At 34.9% G+C, this 17,263-nt stretch carries 19 protein-coding genes; 1 reads left to right on the forward strand and 18 read right to left on the reverse strand.

All coding sequences use genetic code 11. From position 1 onward, the window contains the following. Positions 1-217 precede the first annotated feature (217 nt). From yabG to HU235_RS25475, 7 genes are all read right to left on the reverse strand, one after another. A complete protein-coding gene (yabG, locus tag HU235_RS07720) occupies positions 218-1,099 on the reverse strand; it encodes a sporulation peptidase YabG (RefSeq protein ID WP_095303074.1) in 882 nt (293 codons plus the stop codon). A 442-nt stretch (positions 1,100-1,541) separates the two neighbouring features. Further along, on the reverse strand, positions 1,542-2,426 hold the full coding sequence (rsmA, locus tag HU235_RS07725) for a 16S rRNA (adenine(1518)-N(6)/adenine(1519)-N(6))-dimethyltransferase RsmA (RefSeq protein WP_145584719.1): 885 nt from the start codon (positions 2,424-2,426) through the stop codon (positions 1,542-1,544). Then, positions 2,426-2,983, reverse strand: coding sequence for a ribonuclease M5 (rnmV, locus tag HU235_RS07730; RefSeq protein WP_095303067.1), 558 nt, complete (start codon positions 2,981-2,983; stop codon positions 2,426-2,428). Before rnmV ends, rsmA begins: the two co-directional genes overlap by 1 nt. Before the next feature lie 392 nt (positions 2,984-3,375). Continuing rightward, positions 3,376-4,461: a G5 and 3D domain-containing protein gene (locus tag HU235_RS25370; RefSeq protein ID WP_307190895.1), complete on the reverse strand. Its 1,086-nt coding sequence runs from the start codon at positions 4,459-4,461 to the stop codon at positions 3,376-3,378. Positions 4,462-4,807: 346 nt separating this feature from the next. Beyond that, on the reverse strand, positions 4,808-5,578 hold the full coding sequence (locus HU235_RS07740; RefSeq protein ID WP_174879832.1) for a TatD family hydrolase: 771 nt from the start codon (positions 5,576-5,578) through the stop codon (positions 4,808-4,810). Between the two features lie 121 nt (positions 5,579-5,699). Then, complete coding sequence (metG, locus tag HU235_RS07745; protein WP_174879833.1) at positions 5,700-7,682, reverse strand: methionine--tRNA ligase; 1,983 nt, start codon at positions 7,680-7,682, stop codon at positions 5,700-5,702. 370 nt (positions 7,683-8,052) lie between these two features. Continuing rightward, on the reverse strand, positions 8,053-8,121 hold the full coding sequence (locus HU235_RS25475; RefSeq protein ID WP_370877296.1) for a YSIRK-type signal peptide-containing protein: 69 nt from the start codon (positions 8,119-8,121) through the stop codon (positions 8,053-8,055). Between the two features lie 253 nt (positions 8,122-8,374). On the opposite strand from HU235_RS25475, the gene HU235_RS07755 reads away from it, so the two are divergent. Beyond that, the gene (locus tag HU235_RS07755; RefSeq protein WP_145584710.1) at positions 8,375-8,656 is read left to right on the forward strand and encodes an AbrB/MazE/SpoVT family DNA-binding domain-containing protein; all 282 of its coding nucleotides are present in this window, start codon (positions 8,375-8,377) and stop codon (positions 8,654-8,656) included. Between the two features lie 137 nt (positions 8,657-8,793). Here the strand turns inward: HU235_RS07755 and rsmI are convergent, their stop codons facing one another. From rsmI to HU235_RS07810, 11 genes are all read right to left on the reverse strand, one after another. After that, positions 8,794-9,675, reverse strand: a complete 882-nt coding sequence (gene rsmI, locus HU235_RS07760) for a 16S rRNA (cytidine(1402)-2'-O)-methyltransferase (protein WP_174879834.1) — start codon at positions 9,673-9,675, stop codon at positions 8,794-8,796. Continuing rightward, positions 9,647-9,958, reverse strand: a complete 312-nt coding sequence (locus HU235_RS07765; protein WP_095303062.1) for a GIY-YIG nuclease family protein — start codon at positions 9,956-9,958, stop codon at positions 9,647-9,649. Before HU235_RS07765 ends, rsmI begins: the two co-directional genes overlap by 29 nt. A gap of 74 nt (positions 9,959-10,032) precedes the next feature. Next, positions 10,033-10,806 carry a tRNA1(Val) (adenine(37)-N6)-methyltransferase gene (locus HU235_RS07770; protein WP_095303061.1) on the reverse strand — a complete coding sequence of 258 codons (774 nt, stop codon included), beginning with the start codon at positions 10,804-10,806 and terminating at the stop codon, positions 10,033-10,035. 379 nt (positions 10,807-11,185) lie between these two features. Beyond that, on the reverse strand, positions 11,186-11,572 hold the full coding sequence (gene yabA, locus HU235_RS07775) for a DNA replication initiation control protein YabA (protein WP_174879835.1): 387 nt from the start codon (positions 11,570-11,572) through the stop codon (positions 11,186-11,188). Next, on the reverse strand, positions 11,572-12,399 hold the full coding sequence (locus HU235_RS07780; RefSeq protein WP_095303059.1) for a competence/sporulation regulator complex protein RicT: 828 nt from the start codon (positions 12,397-12,399) through the stop codon (positions 11,572-11,574). Before HU235_RS07780 ends, yabA begins: the two co-directional genes overlap by 1 nt. A gap of 2 nt (positions 12,400-12,401) precedes the next feature. Next, positions 12,402-13,394: a DNA polymerase III subunit delta' gene (holB, locus tag HU235_RS07785; protein ID WP_174879836.1), complete on the reverse strand. Its 993-nt coding sequence runs from the start codon at positions 13,392-13,394 to the stop codon at positions 12,402-12,404. A 14-nt stretch (positions 13,395-13,408) separates the two neighbouring features. Continuing rightward, positions 13,409-13,849, reverse strand: a complete 441-nt coding sequence (locus HU235_RS07790) for a YaaR family protein (RefSeq protein ID WP_095303057.1) — start codon at positions 13,847-13,849, stop codon at positions 13,409-13,411. Between the two features lie 74 nt (positions 13,850-13,923). Beyond that, positions 13,924-14,253 carry a cyclic-di-AMP receptor gene (locus HU235_RS07795; RefSeq protein ID WP_095303056.1) on the reverse strand — a complete coding sequence of 110 codons (330 nt, stop codon included), beginning with the start codon at positions 14,251-14,253 and terminating at the stop codon, positions 13,924-13,926. Between the two features lie 80 nt (positions 14,254-14,333). Beyond that, positions 14,334-14,966, reverse strand: coding sequence for a dTMP kinase (gene tmk / locus HU235_RS07800; protein WP_095303055.1), 633 nt, complete (start codon positions 14,964-14,966; stop codon positions 14,334-14,336). 3 nt (positions 14,967-14,969) lie between these two features. Next, positions 14,970-16,412: an aminotransferase class I/II-fold pyridoxal phosphate-dependent enzyme gene (locus tag HU235_RS07805; RefSeq protein ID WP_174879837.1), complete on the reverse strand. Its 1,443-nt coding sequence runs from the start codon at positions 16,410-16,412 to the stop codon at positions 14,970-14,972. Positions 16,413-16,692: 280 nt separating this feature from the next. Further along, positions 16,693-16,920, reverse strand: coding sequence for a sigma factor G inhibitor Gin (locus HU235_RS07810; protein ID WP_325100935.1), 228 nt, complete (start codon positions 16,918-16,920; stop codon positions 16,693-16,695). Between the last annotated feature and the right edge of the window lie 343 nt (positions 16,921-17,263).

The following is a 17,263-nucleotide window of genomic DNA, read 5'->3' on the forward strand; positions in this document are numbered from 1 at the left end:
GCTCAATTATGTATAAAATGAATATTTTTTTTGTTTTAATGCTAAATATTCCTCTTTTTACGAAATATCCCCATATTTAAGCCATTTTCTATTCGATTTTTCAGAAAAACTGATTTAGACGACAAGAGAAATATTTATTTTTTTATTAAATACGACCATAAAATAATTTTTGGATCATAAAAGAAAAAACCACTTATTTGCACTTAAGTGGCTTAATTTATTGTTGGTTATGTTTTTTATATGGCATACCAGTTCGGAGCACACCTTTTGTTTCTATTCCTCCCAGCCCTTTTTCCCTCGTAAGAGTATTCCTCAATACTTCCCAAACATTAATCCTCTCAACAAATGGAGTAAAACTAACCTTTGCAACAATATAGACGGGATCAAGTGCATGGATGTTAACTCTTGAAGGAGAGCTTGCAAAATTAGCCCCTGCTCTAATTAATGATTCAAAATGCGATTGACAGGCTCCAGCAAAAATAACTAACTGGTCGAGATTAGGATTCTTATTCCGGGCATTCCTTACAGTTTGTATAAAATGCCTGGAGTGTCGATAAGCATTTAAATCATCGATACCTCCCTTGTGCTTCGAATAAGCATCATGCCCTGTAACAACGAGGATATCCGGGCGATATTTATCTAAGAGTGATGTTATCTTATCTGGCATTTCCTTCTCACTTACATGAACACCATTTACAGGGACACCAATTTTCGAATATAGCTCCAAACACTTTTTTAAATAGATCGGATCCCCATCAATATGAAGCACCCTGCCAGGAATATGAAAGAACTCTTCATTATGGCTATAGCTTGATGTAGCATAATACTCTTGTTTTTCACGTAATAATTGGTAATCCTGTCTAAATAAATCATTCGACTGCTCTATTAGCTCCCTTTCCTTTACTTTACGACTATTCTTTTCCTTTTCATCTACAACAACCAAATCGTTGCAGTTAGCATCTGCAATTAACCGTACTTCATCCCCATGTAAAATGGCGATTTCCTCACCGTTATCGTTTTTTATTACATCTATAACTCTAAATAACAAATCTAGTCGATATGACTTTCTCGCAACAATATCTCCTATTTTCACCTGCACATTTCTCACTCCAATTTGCCTATCTTCGCCATCTGGCAAAATTACTCCCTTTATGAGGGTTAACTTTACTTTTTCACAGGCTGTTTTCCCTCTGCTATTCTTTAACTAGGAACGGTTTTATTTCCTTGTGCTAACAGTTGCTTGCCAATTTGTTTTCTGCACGTGTCTGATATGTCCCTTCGCGCCAAAATATCCGTCCCGATTAACCTAGTTAAAACCTGATGTTATAAAACAACATGCCTTTAGAAAAAAGCCATTTTTTAATGAAACTGTATTTATAACATTGAAGATTCATTTATCTAAAAAAGGAAAAATCCCCTTTTCTAGCCTATGTAGCTTTCAAAAATTTGTGATAAATGGAATGGTGATTTTTCAATATGAATTGCTTAAGACAAAAAAATCCTAGGTACATTCCGGCATGTACCTAGGATTTTGTCATCATTTATTTCTCATCTACGACTTGTGATAATGCATCACTAACTTTAGCGAATTCTTCAATTGAAAGAGATTCTCCACGTCTTCTTCCATCAATCATGATTTTCTCCAACGTTTCCTCTATAAGAGGCTTTAACTCTTTTCCATTTGGCAAGTAATGCACTAAATTATTTAAAAGAGTCTTTCTTCTCTGAGCAAAGCTTGCCCGCACAATTTCGAAAAAGAATTTTTCATCTTCAACATGAACTATCGGTTCATTTCTAACTAGTAAGCGAATAATTGCTGAATCAACATTTGGTTGCGGAACAAACACTGTTTTCGGGACAGTCATGACCGTTTTAGCCTCTGTATAATATTGAACAGCGATTGACAATGAACCGTAATCCTTTGTCGATGGGTTCGCTGATATTCGATCTGCTACCTCCTTCTGTAGCATGACAACGATCCCCTTTAAAGGAAGTTTCTCTTCAAGGAGCTTCATAATAATCGGAGTCGTTACATAATAAGGGAGATTTGCAACAACCATAATCTCCTCACAATCATGAAAATGTGTTGCTATTGTTTCCTGTAAATTTGCTTCAAGTACATCTTGGTGAATCACTGTTATATTATCATATGGACTTAATGTTTCTTTTAATATTGGAAGTAAACGTTGATCAATTTCAAAGGCAACAACCTTTTTTGCCCTTCTAGCCAACTGCTCTGTTAAGGCACCAATTCCTGGTCCAATTTCAATAACCCCTGTTTTTTCTGAAACCTCTGCATGATCCACGATTCTTGTTAAAATATTTGGCTCAATTAAAAAATTCTGTCCTAAGCTTTTTTTAAAGGAAAATCCATATTTCTCTAAAATGGCTCTTGTTCTTACCGGAGTTGCTATATCCTTCATCATTAATTTCTTTCCTCCTGTAGAATCTTCGTTACTGCTTGTATATAGTCTTCTCTACTTATTTGAAACATTTGCAGCCTTTTATGAAGCTGCTTTCCATTTGTATATCCGATCTTTAAAAGGACACCTAATTTCTCTCGTCTTTCACGAGCATGAGTACCACCAATTAACCCTGCGTCTAGTAGATCATCTAGCGTAATATCACTTATAAACTCTTCCATTTCCTCTTTCACCGAGTTTAATGCAGTCCGAATAGATTCTATACTAGCATGCTCCACTCCGATACCTTTCCCGTTTTTAGGCCTTGCTTCAGCCTTTGGTAAAAATGCATGTTTACATCCAGGGACTTTTTCCGAGATTGTCTTTCTTATTTTTTCACCAGGAAAATCTGGATCTGTAAAAATGATGACGCCCCTCGTCTTTTTTGCAAGCTTTACTTGCTCAATCACTTCATCACCAATTGATGAACCATTCGTTTCAATCGTATCTGCGTCTACCGCTCTCTTTATAGCTGTTGTGTCGTCTTTTCCTTCAACAACAATTATTTCTTTAATTTTCATTTTTTCCTCCAAAAAGCTGAAACTTTTTCTAGTTGTGTTTCGTCATATAAATGTAACTTGTTAATTACACATAATTGTATCTATATTTACAAAATTAGTGGATTGCCATTTAACTAAAATTCCGACTCAACAGAGATAAGCCTGTAAAAAATAATCTTAATCTACTTTACAAAAAGCGTAAAGCCTACCCTCGACTTTTTGAGGAAATTCCGCTTTTTAAACTTGCTAAATACTCTTAAAAGTATACCCTTCTTCATACTGAAACAAAAGGTTAGTGAATTTTATAAAACATTACTTTTTTCATTTTCGAAAGATTAATTAGGAATGGAAACTAAAAAGCTAATGATTAAACAAATAAAAAAACAGAGGGAATAAAGCCCTCTGCTAAACTATCAATCTAATATTTTAATCTTTACATTTTTCGAACCCCATCGATAGGCAGCTGATTTAGATGACAAGAAAACATCGATTTTGTTTCCTTTAATAGCTGAACCAGTATCAGCAGCAACTGCATATCCATAGCCCTCGACATATACTTTCGTTCCTAATGGAATGACATTGGGGTCAACCGCAATAACCTTAGCATTAGGATTTGCTTTTAAATTTACTCCTGTTGCAGTTGTTCCAGAACAACCGTTACAACTTGCTGTGTACGCAGTAGCTCTTACGTAAAATTCCTTTGCAACTGAATCATTACCACGGGACACTTGAACATCTGCTACTTCTTCAGCCTTCGTCCCTACAGCTACAACTTGGTCTTTACTCTCTTCAACTGTTTCCGATTTAATTAACTTTCTTGATACTTCTTTGCCGTTTTCCAAAACAACTTCATAATGCTTTTCTTGTTTACCTTCTTTTCCAGAGTCGATAACTTTTTCCTTGCCCTTTTCAAGGCTATCATCTTTTTTCGTTACAACCTTAAAGGCAACTGGTTCTTCCACTACATCGGTGACTTTTTCTACTCGTGTAACAGTAATGATGCTTTCCTCATTAATTTGATTCGTTAAATCTGGATGAACCTTATCTAGTTTATTTAATTTAACGTCTTGTTCTTTTAAAAAGTCAGCGACAGTAGTCGAAGTAGTCCAAACTTGTTGTTTCTCTCCGCCAACATTTAGTGTAAGCTGAATCGCTTTATCAATTGTTAATGATAAGTCCTTTTCAATCTTTGTATCTAATGCTGGTTCAACTCGATCGTGCTCTGTAACCTCTAATTTTTCTTGCTCTATTAATTCCTTTACTGTATCCGCTGTTGTCCATATTGTCCTTCGTTCATCACCTATTGCCAATTTTACTGGTTTTGAAGCTTCATAGACAATCTCTATATCATTTTTTATCTTTTTATTTGTTGCATGTGATAGGTGATCTTCTTCTCGTAAATCTATATCTTGCTCTTTTAATAATTCTTTCACAGTATCTGCATGAGTACGTATCTTTTCTTCTTTACCATTCACCGTCAAGTTGACGGTATCCTTCATACCCTCATATGTACCGTATGCAGTACCAGATCCAATTACTAATAAACTAGTTGTTGTAAGGACAATTTTGTTTTTTATTACCTTTTCGGAAAACAGCTTTTTCATGTTTTGAATGAAAATGAAAAACGCCTCCTTCTTCCTCGTGGATTATATAGAGTATCTTTCATCTTGTCAACCCTTTTGACGTTGTCTCATTTTTCCAACGTATTCATTATTATGCGTAATAACAAGCCAAAAGGGAAGAAAGAGTTATCGACAAAGATATCCTATGAAGAAAAAGAGACATGTAGAACCTCTTAGATTTCATATTTTCAGGACAGGCTATCACATAACTCGACAGAAATAGCTATCGAGTTATGCCGAATAGTTTCATTGCATTGTCGGAAGTTTTTTTTGCTACTTCCTCAAAAGTCAGCCCTTTTAGTTCAGCAATTTGCTCCGCAACATATTTTACATAGCTCGGTTCATTTCGTTTTCCCCTAAAAGGATGTGGAGTTAAGTAAGGACAGTCTGTTTCAATTAATAAAAAATCCATAGGTATTTCTTTTACTACCTCTTTTGGCTTTTTTGCATTTTTAAATGTAACTGGTCCGCCAAATGATAAATAAAAGTTCATCTTCATGCATTTTTCAGCTGTTTCCAAACTACCTGTAAAGCAATGCATGATTCCCCCAACCTCACTTGCATTTTCCTCTTGCAAAATCTTTACAACATCCTCAGTTGCTTCACGGTTATGAATAATGATTGGCAGCTTCACTTCCTTTGCCAATTGAATTTGTTTACGAAACACTTCCTGCTGAATTTCCTTTGGAGACTTATCCCAATAATAATCGAGTCCCATTTCCCCAATTGCAACTACTTTCGGATGTGCAGCTAATTGTTTAATCCAATCTAAGTCTTCATCTGTCATATCGATCGCATCAACTGGATGCCAGCCAACTGCAGCATAAATCATGTCATATTGTTCAGTTAGTTCCATTGCTCTCGTTATTGTTTCTCGATCGAAACCAACGACAACGATATGAGATACATTTTCAGACTTCGCACGTTCGATAACCTCAACGACATCCTCTTCAAATTGAGTTGCATTTAAATGTGCATGTGTATCAAATAACATCCCACTACTTCCCTTCTTTTCGACAATATAAAGAGGTGTTCTACAAAATGTTACACGTGGAACACCCCTTTTTGAAAAGCAATGTATTAGGAAAATATCACAGTACCTAATACAATTCCTTTTATTTTACTTTTGAACCATTTGGAAGGCTGCTATCAACTGTTGCGACTGACAAGGAATCACCATGTGAACCTGCTAAAATCATCCCTTGTGATAGTTCGCCGCGAAGTTTTACAGGCTTCAGATTTACGACACAAATAACCTTTTTCCCGATTAACTCCTCTGGCTTATAGTATTTTGCAATTCCAGACACTACTTGTCTCTTTTCATAGCCCAGGTCTAATTGCAATTTTAATAAACGGTCGGCTTTTTTCACTGGTTCTGCATGAATAACTTCTGCAACACGTAAATCCACCTTCATAAAGTCATCAATTGTAATTTCTTCACTAACCTCAGGAACTTCAACCTTCTCTTCCTCAACCTTTGGGGCAGTACCTTTCATTTGCTCCTTAATATATTGAACCTCTTCTTCAACATCTAAACGTGGAAAGATTGGCGCTTGCTTGTTTACTTTAGTTTGCGTTAATTGGCCAAATTCAAGAATGCTTTCCCAACCTTGGAGTTTTTCATCTACGATACCAAGCTGCTCAAAAATATTTTTTGGCGTTTCAATTAAGAAAGGTTTTAATAGCACAGCTGTTATTCGCAATGATTCAGCAAGATGTACCATGACAGATGCAAGCTTATCGCGATTAGCCTCGTCCTTCGCTAATACCCACGGTTGTGTTTCATCAATATATTTATTTGTTCTACTAATAAACTGCCATAATGAAGAAAGAACAACCGAAAACTCCATTTTTTCCATTGCTTCCTCATACTTTGCAATAGTTTCCTTCGAGAAAGCTACTAGTTGGTCATCAAATTCTAATTGTGATCCATTATAAGCTGGAATTTCTCCCGCAAAATATTTATCAATCATCGCAACTGTACGGTTTAATAAATTTCCTAAATCATTTGCCAGATCATAATTTACTCGGTCAATAAACCCTTCTGGAGTAAATACACCGTCTGATCCAAATGGTACTTCTCTTAATAAGTAATAACGTAAAGCATCTAAGCCGTATTTATCAATTAATGTAACAGGGTCAACTACATTTCCCTTTGATTTAGACATCTTGCCATCTTTCATTAATAACCATCCGTGAGCAAACACTTTTTTCGGTAAAGGTAAGTCTAGTGCCATCAACATAATTGGCCAATAAATTGTATGGAAGCGAACAATCTCCTTACCTACGATATGAACATCAGCTGGCCAATACTTTTTATATTTTTCTTCATCTTCAGTTCCATACCCGAGAGCTGTAATATAATTAGATAATGCATCGATCCAAACATAAATAACATGCTTTGGATCTCCTGGCACTTTTACACCCCAATCAAAAGTAGTACGAGAAACAGCTAAATCCTCAAGCCCTGGTTTAATAAAATTGTTTATCATTTCATTTTTTCTTGATTCAGGCTGGATGAACTCAGGATTTTCCTCATAATAAGCTAAAAGCCTGTCTACGTACTTACTCATTCTAAAGAAATAGGACTCTTCCTTTACTAATTCAACAGGATGTCCGCTATCAGGGCTTTTCCCACCAACCACTTTTCCATTCTCAATAATTGGATCAACTAATTGTAGCTCTGTATAGTATGTTTCATCAGGAACAGAGTACCAACCTTCGTACTCGTCTAAATAAATATCTCCTTGCTCCACTAATTTAGCAAAGATTTTTTCCACAACCGTTTTATGTCGATCTTGGGTTGTACGAATAAAATCATCATAAGATATCTCCATCTTACCCCAAAGATCTTTAATACCTGCAACGATATCATCAACATATTGCTGAGGTGTTATATTGCTTTCTTCCGCTTTACGTTGAATCTTTTGTCCATGCTCATCAGTACCAGTTAGATACATAACATCGTAGCCGCGCATTCTTTTGTAACGTGCCATTGCATCTCCGGCTACTGTTGTATATGCATGTCCTATATGAAGCTTTCCGCTCGGATAATAAATTGGAGTCGTAATATAAAATGATTTTTTCCTGTTTTCCATTATGTAACCTCCTTAAACTTAACAATATTGTCTAAACATGGTTTGATTTTACTACCCTTGTTAATCCAAATATGATTTTTCAAAAAACCATATCTTATTTATGTTCTTCCTAATTATTATAGATGATTGTCGACAGATTTAATGTAAAAGAAGATCTTTTCAAATAGATGTCATCCTTATTATATTTACCCCTTTTAAAAATGCCCTCGCCCTAAAGGACGAGAGCGCTATGTATGTCATTTATTCTAATTTAATGGATGTCGAAGATAATCTAGCTATACTAATCTGTCCAATATCAATAATTTCATACTCTTTATGATACCATCTTAACCTCTAATATCAAGGTTATATACCTAAAGATTTTCGAATTCTATATTTCTATTTCAATTCGACAAGTTCCAAAAGAAAATTGTCGAATGGAGTAGTTCATTTGTCGAATTTTTCAGTAGTTAAAATAGAGTAATTTTGTAAAATTGAGGTTTTGCTTTTAGGAAATAGGGGTATATAGTTAGAAAACCTTTAATCACTAGACTTTGCCCTACATCTATTTTTTTACAAAAATATAAATAAAATCATTGACGATTATTGGAAATGCTGATATGCTTAAAAAGCAAATCAGTTTTTGTCGAATATTGACGAAGTATGAGTACTAAATATATAGAATGTCAAAATTGAGAGGAGAATATTTTATTATGAAATCTACTGGTATTGTACGTAAAGTTGATGAATTAGGTCGTGTAGTTATTCCAATTGAATTACGTCGTACATTAGGCATTGCCGAAAAAGACGCGTTAGAAATTTATGTTGATGATGAGAAAATCATCTTAAAAAAATACAAGCCAAATATGACTTGTCAAGTAACTGGTGAAGTTTCTGATGATAACTTAGCACTTGCTAACGGTAAATTAGTTCTTAGTCGTGAAGGTGCGGAGCAAATCTTAGCTGAAATTCAAAACTTGCTTGTTCAAAAATAATAGATAAAGAGGCTGTCTCATCAAAGGTCAGACCCTCATCAAACGTAATATATATATAAGGATTAACTTTGTATAATTCCTATATATTGCGTTAGAGGGATCTGGCTTTTTAGCATTGAGTCAGCCCCGCTTTTTATTTATTCATCAACATGATATGTTTGATATACATCCCTTTTAGGAATATTTCGTTCAAGGGAAACCTTTTTTATCGCTTCCTTTGATGATAGGTTTTGAGCAATATAATATTCTACATGCTCTTTAATAGTGAGCTCATTCCACCATACTTCCTTGTTTACCTCAACATCCTCATGGTTTCCTTCTACAATTAAACAAAACTCCCCACGAATTTCATTTTCTTCAGACCATTTAATAACCTCATCTATATTGCCACGAATAAATTCTTCAAATTTCTTTGTCAGTTCTCTTGATAAACAAATTGACCTGTTCCCAAAGTATTCCTTCATTAGCTGAAGTGTTTCCTTTAATCTATGAGGAGATTCATAAAAAATAATCGTCTCTCTTCTGCTTTTTAATTGTTCTAGTTGAGATTTTTTATCCTTTTTTTGCCGATTTAGAAATCCAAAGAAATAAAACGGCTGTGGCGTTATTCCTGATGCTATAAGTGCTGTTAAAGCAGCGTTCGCACCAGGTAAAGGGATAACATGACCACCAACTTCAAGCACCTGCTTTACTAATTCACTACCAGGATCAGAAATAGTTGGCATTCCTGCATCACTTACAAGCGCTATATTTTTCTTTTCCTTCAAAAGATCAAGTATACGTAGTCCACTTGTTTCTTTATTATGCTCATGATAGCTAAAAATCGGTGTATCAATTTCAAAATGATTACATAACTTTTTTGATTGACGTGTATCCTCTGCCGCAATAAAATCTACTTCCTTCAAAATAGATATAGCGCGAAATGTCATATCTTCTAAATTACCAATAGGAGTAGGAACTAAATATAAGCTTCCGAGCCCATTACTTTCGTTATGAAAGCTTTTCTGTTGTTGTAGCATTCTCCTTACCCCTTTCCTCTTCTTTACATAAATGATTTGTTATGTATTGCTCTTTCGCTTTTCTAGATAGCTTTTTAAAGGAATATTCCATCCTAAGGGCCTCTGTTTTTGTATGAAACCTTTGAGAAAAAATAAGTTTAACAGGTGTTCTACCTCTTGTATATTTTGCCCCTTTTCCTTCATTATGCTTTTTTAACCTTTGCTTAATTTCAATTGTATATCCTGCATAATAAGTTCCGTCATTACACTCAAGTACATAAAAGTAATGGTTATCCGTTTCCATCCTTCTGTTCCCCCTAGCATACTTCTAATTGCACGCTTGTAAAAGGTAAGCCAAGGCGCCTCATTTCATCTACGTCATTCACATATCTCATTTACGCTACTTTCTGCTTTATCTCCATATAATATCTTCCGTATTTCTGGTGTATATTCGTTATGCTCATCATAGACAATAATTGGAGGCAAAAGCTTTAAATCTGAACGTCCGCCCTTTATTCCTTCAACTAATATCGTATTTGCCTCTTTGTTGATTTTTGGATAGACACTTTGAATCCTCTTAGGCTCAACTCCATATTTCCGCATTAATTCCACTATATCAACAAGGCGACCTGGACGATGGACTAGAGCAATTTTTCCACCTTGTTTAACAAGTTGACTACTTACCCTTATCACATCCTCTAATGTGCAAAGGATTTCATGTCTAGCAATTGCTAAGTGTTCATTCAAATTTTGATAGCCCTTTTGTGAAGTTGTAAAGTACGGCGGATTACAGGTTACGACATCATATTTCCCATAGCCAAGGGTTTTCGGCATCTCCTTTATATCGCCGTGTACCATTTCAATCTGATGTTCTAATTGATTATATTCAATGCTTCTTACAGCCATATCGTATAATCTCTCTTGAATTTCTACGCCTACTATTTTCCCCTTCGTTCTTGTGCTTAATATTAAAGGAACAATACCATTCCCTGTACAAAGATCTAAAATATTCCCTTTTTGTATAGGCAAATACGCAAATCTCGATAATAGTACCGCATCTAATGAAAAGGAAAATACAGTCGGACTTTGAATGATTCTGAGATTTTCAGCTAACAAATAATCTAGTCTTTCATCACCGACTAACTTAACCATTGTTTTCCCTCCCGTTTGAATAGAGAATTCTACACCATTTCAAATACGAGATCCTTCTCAAATAAAAGGCTCTTTCCTAAAAGATTGTTGTTTTTGTACTAACTATATTAGGGTTGAATGAAGCTGATTACGAGACTCCTGCGGGATGTGTGGGAAAGGTAAGACCCCACAGGCGTTTAAGCCGAAGAGGCTTACCACCCACCCCGCGGAAAGCTAGTACTGCAAAAGGAAATCAACCACGAACGACTACATTGTAAAAAACAACAAAGTTTGCGAAAACAGACAATAAAAAAGCTTCATAAAGCTTTCTATAAAAAAAGCTAGCCCATATGTATAAGGATTGCCCAATAAATAGACAAACCAATATGAGTTAGCCAGATTATTTCTTATTTAGAAATGATAAGCAAAACAAACAATCTCCATCCTTACGAATACTCCCATAATGCAAATTGCAAATATGAAAGCCTTCCTGATATAATCTTGCAAGATTGTCATACCCTTCACCGATATCAATTTGCTGTTGCTTCGCTTGCTGCTTTTCTTTTGATTTTGTTTTCTTAGAATTTGTATTTGCTGAATTGATAAATGTAACATCTAATCTTCGGCGTAAATTCTCATTCTCTATTTTTAGGTGATGATTTTCTTCAATCATTTTTTCTAAGTGCTGCTTTAATTCACCCAATTGAGTGAATAAGGAGCCTATTTGTTCTTCCATACTGCTTACAGATTCAAATATCTCTTTTTTATCCACTTGTTTCCACCTCATTAATCTGTGGATTGCATTGGAACTACGCCTTCTTTCTGCAATTCATCCCAAGTGTATTCTACCACGCGTTCTTGTTCAACTAAATTTACTTGTATAATTTGCTCTAATATATTTAAGCCTACTACTTTACCTAAACCATTTGGTGTCCCAATCATCTCACCTATGTCTGGAAGTAATTCCTTAGCTGATTCATATTCATCATTTTCATATTTCAGGCAGCACATTAAACGTCCGCATAAACCAGAAATTTTTGTTGGGTTTAAAGATAAGCTTTGATCCTTTGCCATTTTAATGGATACAGGCTCAAAGTCACCTAGAAAGGTTGAACAACAAAGCATTCTTCCACACGGTCCAATACCGCCTAGCATTTTTGCCTCATCACGAACACCAATTTGTCTTAACTCAATGCGTGTTTTAAAGATTGCCGCTAAATCCTTTACTAGCTCGCGAAAGTCTACTCTACCGTCAGCAGTGAAATAGAAAATAACCTTATTGCGGTCAAATGTATATTCCACATCAACTAATTTCATATCTAAACCATGCTCTGAAACCTTCTTTTGGCAAACAAGATATGCTTCCTCAGCTGCCTCCTTATTTTCCTGAACCAATAATCGATCTTTCTCATCTGCTAAACGTATTACTTTTTTTAGCGGGAGAACGACATCATTTTCTTCTACCTTCTTATTATTAAGAACGACTTTACCATATTCAATACCTCTGATTGTTTCAACAATAACAAAGTCGTCATCCTCTATATGAAGACCATTTGGGTCGAAATAATATATTTTGCCCGCCTTTTTAAAGCGAACACCTACAACATCATACAAACTTATCCCTCCTGCAATGTTAAGACCAATTGTTCCATCAAAAGTTGTGGATTCACATTGGCATGAAGCCTATTTTTAGCTTCTAATATTGAAGACATTTTCTCAGTCAAACTTCTTTGTGTCATTTGAAGGGCATTCTGTTTCAATTGTTGAATTATGTCATGATAAATGACTTGATCTTCGTTACCTACTTTAATCGATAATAGATCTTTATATATATATAATAACAAGTCTAGTCCAATTTCTTGTTTTTCTTTCTCATTAAAATGCATCATCCATTCGGTATGAACAAAGATTGGAGCTTGTCCTTTCCGGGTGACCATCACCTCATATAATTTTATCACTTTCGTTCTAGCCTGCGCAAACCAATCATCTTTTGCTATCGTAATTGCATCTTCAGAATCGTTAGTAAGCTGTGATACTAATGAAGCAACATGGCCAGGAATTCCTTCATCTACGAGTAATTTCTCAATAGCTTTCGGTAATAAAGGCTGAAATGATACTAATTGACACCTTGAAAGAATTGTATTCAGCATCCTATGATACTGTTCAGTTAGTAATATTGCAATCGTATTTGCATTCGGTTCCTCTAAAAATTTGAGCAAACTATTTGCCGCGTTTACTGTCATTTTATCTGCGTGAACAATCATATAAAGCTTTTTATTCGATTCTACACCTGATTTAGAAAATTCCTCTTGTAAAGCTTGGATTTGTCCCTTTTTAATCGAAAGGCCATCAGGCTCTACAACATGGACATCAGGATGATTCCCGGAATCTATTCTTCTGCAATTTCTGCAGTTGTTACAAGGTTCGGCATGTTGAAGGTTTTCACAAAAAAAGCTCTTTGCAAAAAGAATTCCAATATTCCTTTTACCTGTCCCTTTCTTCCCTTCAAATAAATATGCATGTGCCAAACGTTGTTTTTCAATACTGTTTATTAACAATCGTTTAACACGAGGTTGATATGTTTCTAACTCCTGCCAACTATTTATCATTTCAACATCACTCTCTACGTATATAGGTTAATAAGTAACCCTTTTACTTCACCTATCTTTGCTAGAATATCAATCGTCGTAGCTTCCTTGTTAACAATTTCATCTGTTAATTCAAGAAGGGACTTGTCTACCTGCTCAATTATTTTTAAGGATCGGCTATTGCCACTATAATCCCAGCTTCTAGATTGTTTCATTTTCATGCCATATTCAACGGCCTCATGGATAAATTTTTTAACTAGTAATTTGTATTTCGATAGGTCGCTAAAGTTTCTAGATTTCGATAATCGACGACCTACGTCCTCAATATTACCTAGCAGCTTTGTTAATTGATCCATTTGGAGCTTATTTCCTTGTTTTACAACAATATCTTGAAAGCCCCTTGTTGTAGACTGAGCAACCTTTTGATCTAAGCCACGTTTATCTATAGCAGTTCGTAAATCCTGACTAATTTTCATACAATCCCCCCGTTAGCAATTCATACAACTAGATATAATTGAAGGGTTAATTAAATATCACCTAACCGTAATAATTAAAATTGGAGAAATTGCTCGACAGGTACAACAAAGACTGTTGCTCCTCCGACTTCAACTTCAACCGGATATGGGATAAATGAATCAGCATTTCCTCCCATAGGTGAAACTGGTGTAACAAGTTGCTCACGAGATTTACAATTATCTTGAATAACTTGTAAGGCTTTATCAACTCTTATATCTTCTGTACCTATCATAAACGTTGTATTCCCTGATTTTAAAAATCCACCTGTACTTGATAATTTCGTTACTCGAAAATTATGGTCCATCAAGGCATTTAACAACTTATTACTATCTTGATCCTGTACAACGACAATAATTAATTTCATAATAAAAAGCCTCCTTATATTGTAACATGTTCACCTATTTCCTTCATTGCTAGTTTGATGGTAATTTCATACCAAAAGGGTCATATGTTGAGATGGTTTTCCAATACAGTGATTACATCCTTTAATACATCTTCTTTAGGATTATTTGCATTGATACTAATAATTCGATCTTGAAATTTTTCAACAACCTCTTTATAGCCTTCTTGCACTTTTCTATGAAATGCTAAACCTTCTAAATCAAGGCGATTTTTCTCTCTATTGGAATTTGCCTCGATTCGTTTAAGACCTACTTCAGGCTCAATATTAAAGTAAATTGTGAGATCTGGAAAACAACCATTAATCGCAAATTCATTAATCGAATATACTTCATCAATGCCTAATCCTCTTGCATATCCTTGATATGCTAAAGAACTATCGATAAATCGGTCACATATAACTGTTTTACCCTCTTGAAGTGCAGGAATAACCTTTTCAACTAAATGCTGCCTCCTAGCTGCAGCATACAGAAGGGCTTCAGTTCTTCCATCCATATTTGTATGATCCTTGTTTAAAATGACCTCACGAATTTTTTCAGCGATGTGTATTCCGCCAGGCTCTCTTGTAAATACTGCTTCAAAGCCTGTTTTCTGAAAGTGATTCTTTAGTAATTCAATAATTGTCGTTTTACCTGCTCCTTCAGGGCCCTCAAACGTAATAAATTTCCCGTTCTCCATCTTTTACCTACTCTCTTTATAAATTGCTATTTTTCCACATTTTATATTTTCATCACCTTGAATATTGACTCCCATCTCCATTAATTCCTTTAATTGTTCGATTAATTCAACTGTTATTTTTTCACCAGCCATTATAAAAGGAATTCCTGGAGGGTATGGAATGATAGCTTCTGCAGAATAATGTCCAACTGATTCATGAAGGGCGACAATTATTTCTTCACATTTATCAAAATAAGAGTATGAATAATCTAGGGATGAAATATTTTTTATTTGTCTATTATCTAAGTAGTTATATTGCTTCATCTCATTCTTTTTTGGTGCTGGAAGCTTGCCTTTATCGATTGAGGATAGTTTATCAAGAGTAGTATCCAAATTCTCAATAGGTAATACAAATAATAGCTTACTAGGGTCTGCTAATTCAGCAAAGATATGCTGGGATTCAAAATAATGTTGTAAATGAAATCCCGATAACCCATTTACAGCCTCTACCGTAAGCTTAAGAGGATCAGCTTGAATATATTCATCTTTAGATTCTATAATACTAAATTTTCGTGTGGATATTATAAAATCCTTCAATAAATCAATTTTTTCTATCAGTTCTTTCTGTTTATTCTCCCGTACTTTCTTTTCTAAATAGGCTCTTGCCAAATCTAATGATGCCATGATTGGATACGAGGGACTACTGCTTTGTAGCATCGACAAAAAGAGATCAAGCTTTTCTTTATTCACTAATTTACTATTAAAGTGAAGATAGGAGCCCATTGTCATTGCTGGTAAAGTTTTATGTGCTGAATGAACAATAATATCTGCTCCAGCCTCTATTGCCGATTTCGGAAATGGATCACCTAAAACAAAATGAGCTCCATGTGCTTCATCTACTAACACAGGAATATGATAACGATGTGCTAATTGAACAATCGGTGTTAAATCAACTGATAAGCCATAGTAGTTTGGATTAGTTAAAATAAGTGCTTTAGCATCAGGATAACTATTGATTGCATCTTTTATTGTTTCTACTTCAACATAGGTAGGAACTTGATAATCCTCATCTATTTTAGGAGCTAAGAATACTGGACGTGCACCCGCTAATCTAATTCCATTTAAAATTGATTTATGTGAATTACGTTGAACTAAAACAACATCTCCTTGACTACAAGAAGCCATAATCATTGCCAAGTTTCCAACAGTTGAACCATTTACTAAAAACTTTGTGTACTTTACTCCATATAACAAGGCTGTAAGTTGTTCTGCTTTTTGAATTGCTCCTTTTGCGTTATGCAAATCATCTAAGCCTGTTAGTTCTGTTACGTCAAAGGGTAATATACCATTATATATATCCCTTGCTTCTTCGAAAAATATCATACCATTTTTATGTCCAGGAACATGAAGAGAAAGTGGGCTTTTCAAAGCATGCTCCATTAAAGCTGTAAAAAGAGGGGTTTCCATACTTACATCCGTCCTTAATCATTATGGCTTAATTATAGCAATACAACCTATAATCTTAAAGTAACATTCGTGATAATCGTTAATCGCTCCAGCTTTATTATTTAGAATGTTTTCCTATATTGCAGGCATATACGCAAGGTGGACGCATTTTGAGAACAACAATTTTAATAAAAAGGGTTATATAGCCACACCTATTATAATAGGAGTTATTATGAAACTATGATAATGACAAAAGGCCAGCTGTTGCAAGCTAGCCCTTGTTAATTATCTAAATGTAACGTCATGAATATAATCTTGTTCTTTTAATTCTTCCTAATCTATTTAAGTAAAATTGATACTTCGGATCCGATGTCTGAGTGTGAATAATTTCTTGCTCACAATCTGTACAAATAAAACTCGTATAAAGATGAATTCCTGCCATTTTATTCATATCACATATAATACATTTTTCCCCTACCGATTCATGTAAACAATTAGAATTCATATCCTCCACCTCCGTACTTTTCATTTTGTCCTAGATCCGTATATTGTATACACAATTTTGAATTTACTTTTGATAATCATAGATTATGGTCTTTCATCTCATCATGTGTCTGTCTAATTCATACAAATCTCTTTATATAGTGTAATAGTCAGGCTAGTAAGTATACTTTGTCTCTACGTTTCCCTCTAAACCTATCGGTTTTTATATAAACACAAAAAAGACCAGTATTTCTACTGATCTTTTTCCATCTTACCTGGCAACGTCCTACTCTCACAGGGGGAGTCCCCCAACTACCATCGGCGCAGAGAGCTTAACTTCCGTGTTCGGATTTCGGCTTGCGATAAGCGGCGAATCTCTTCGGAAGCTT

The organism is Metabacillus niabensis (assembly GCF_902829255.1).
GTDB lineage: Bacteria > Bacillota > Bacilli > Bacillales > Bacillaceae > Metabacillus > Metabacillus niabensis.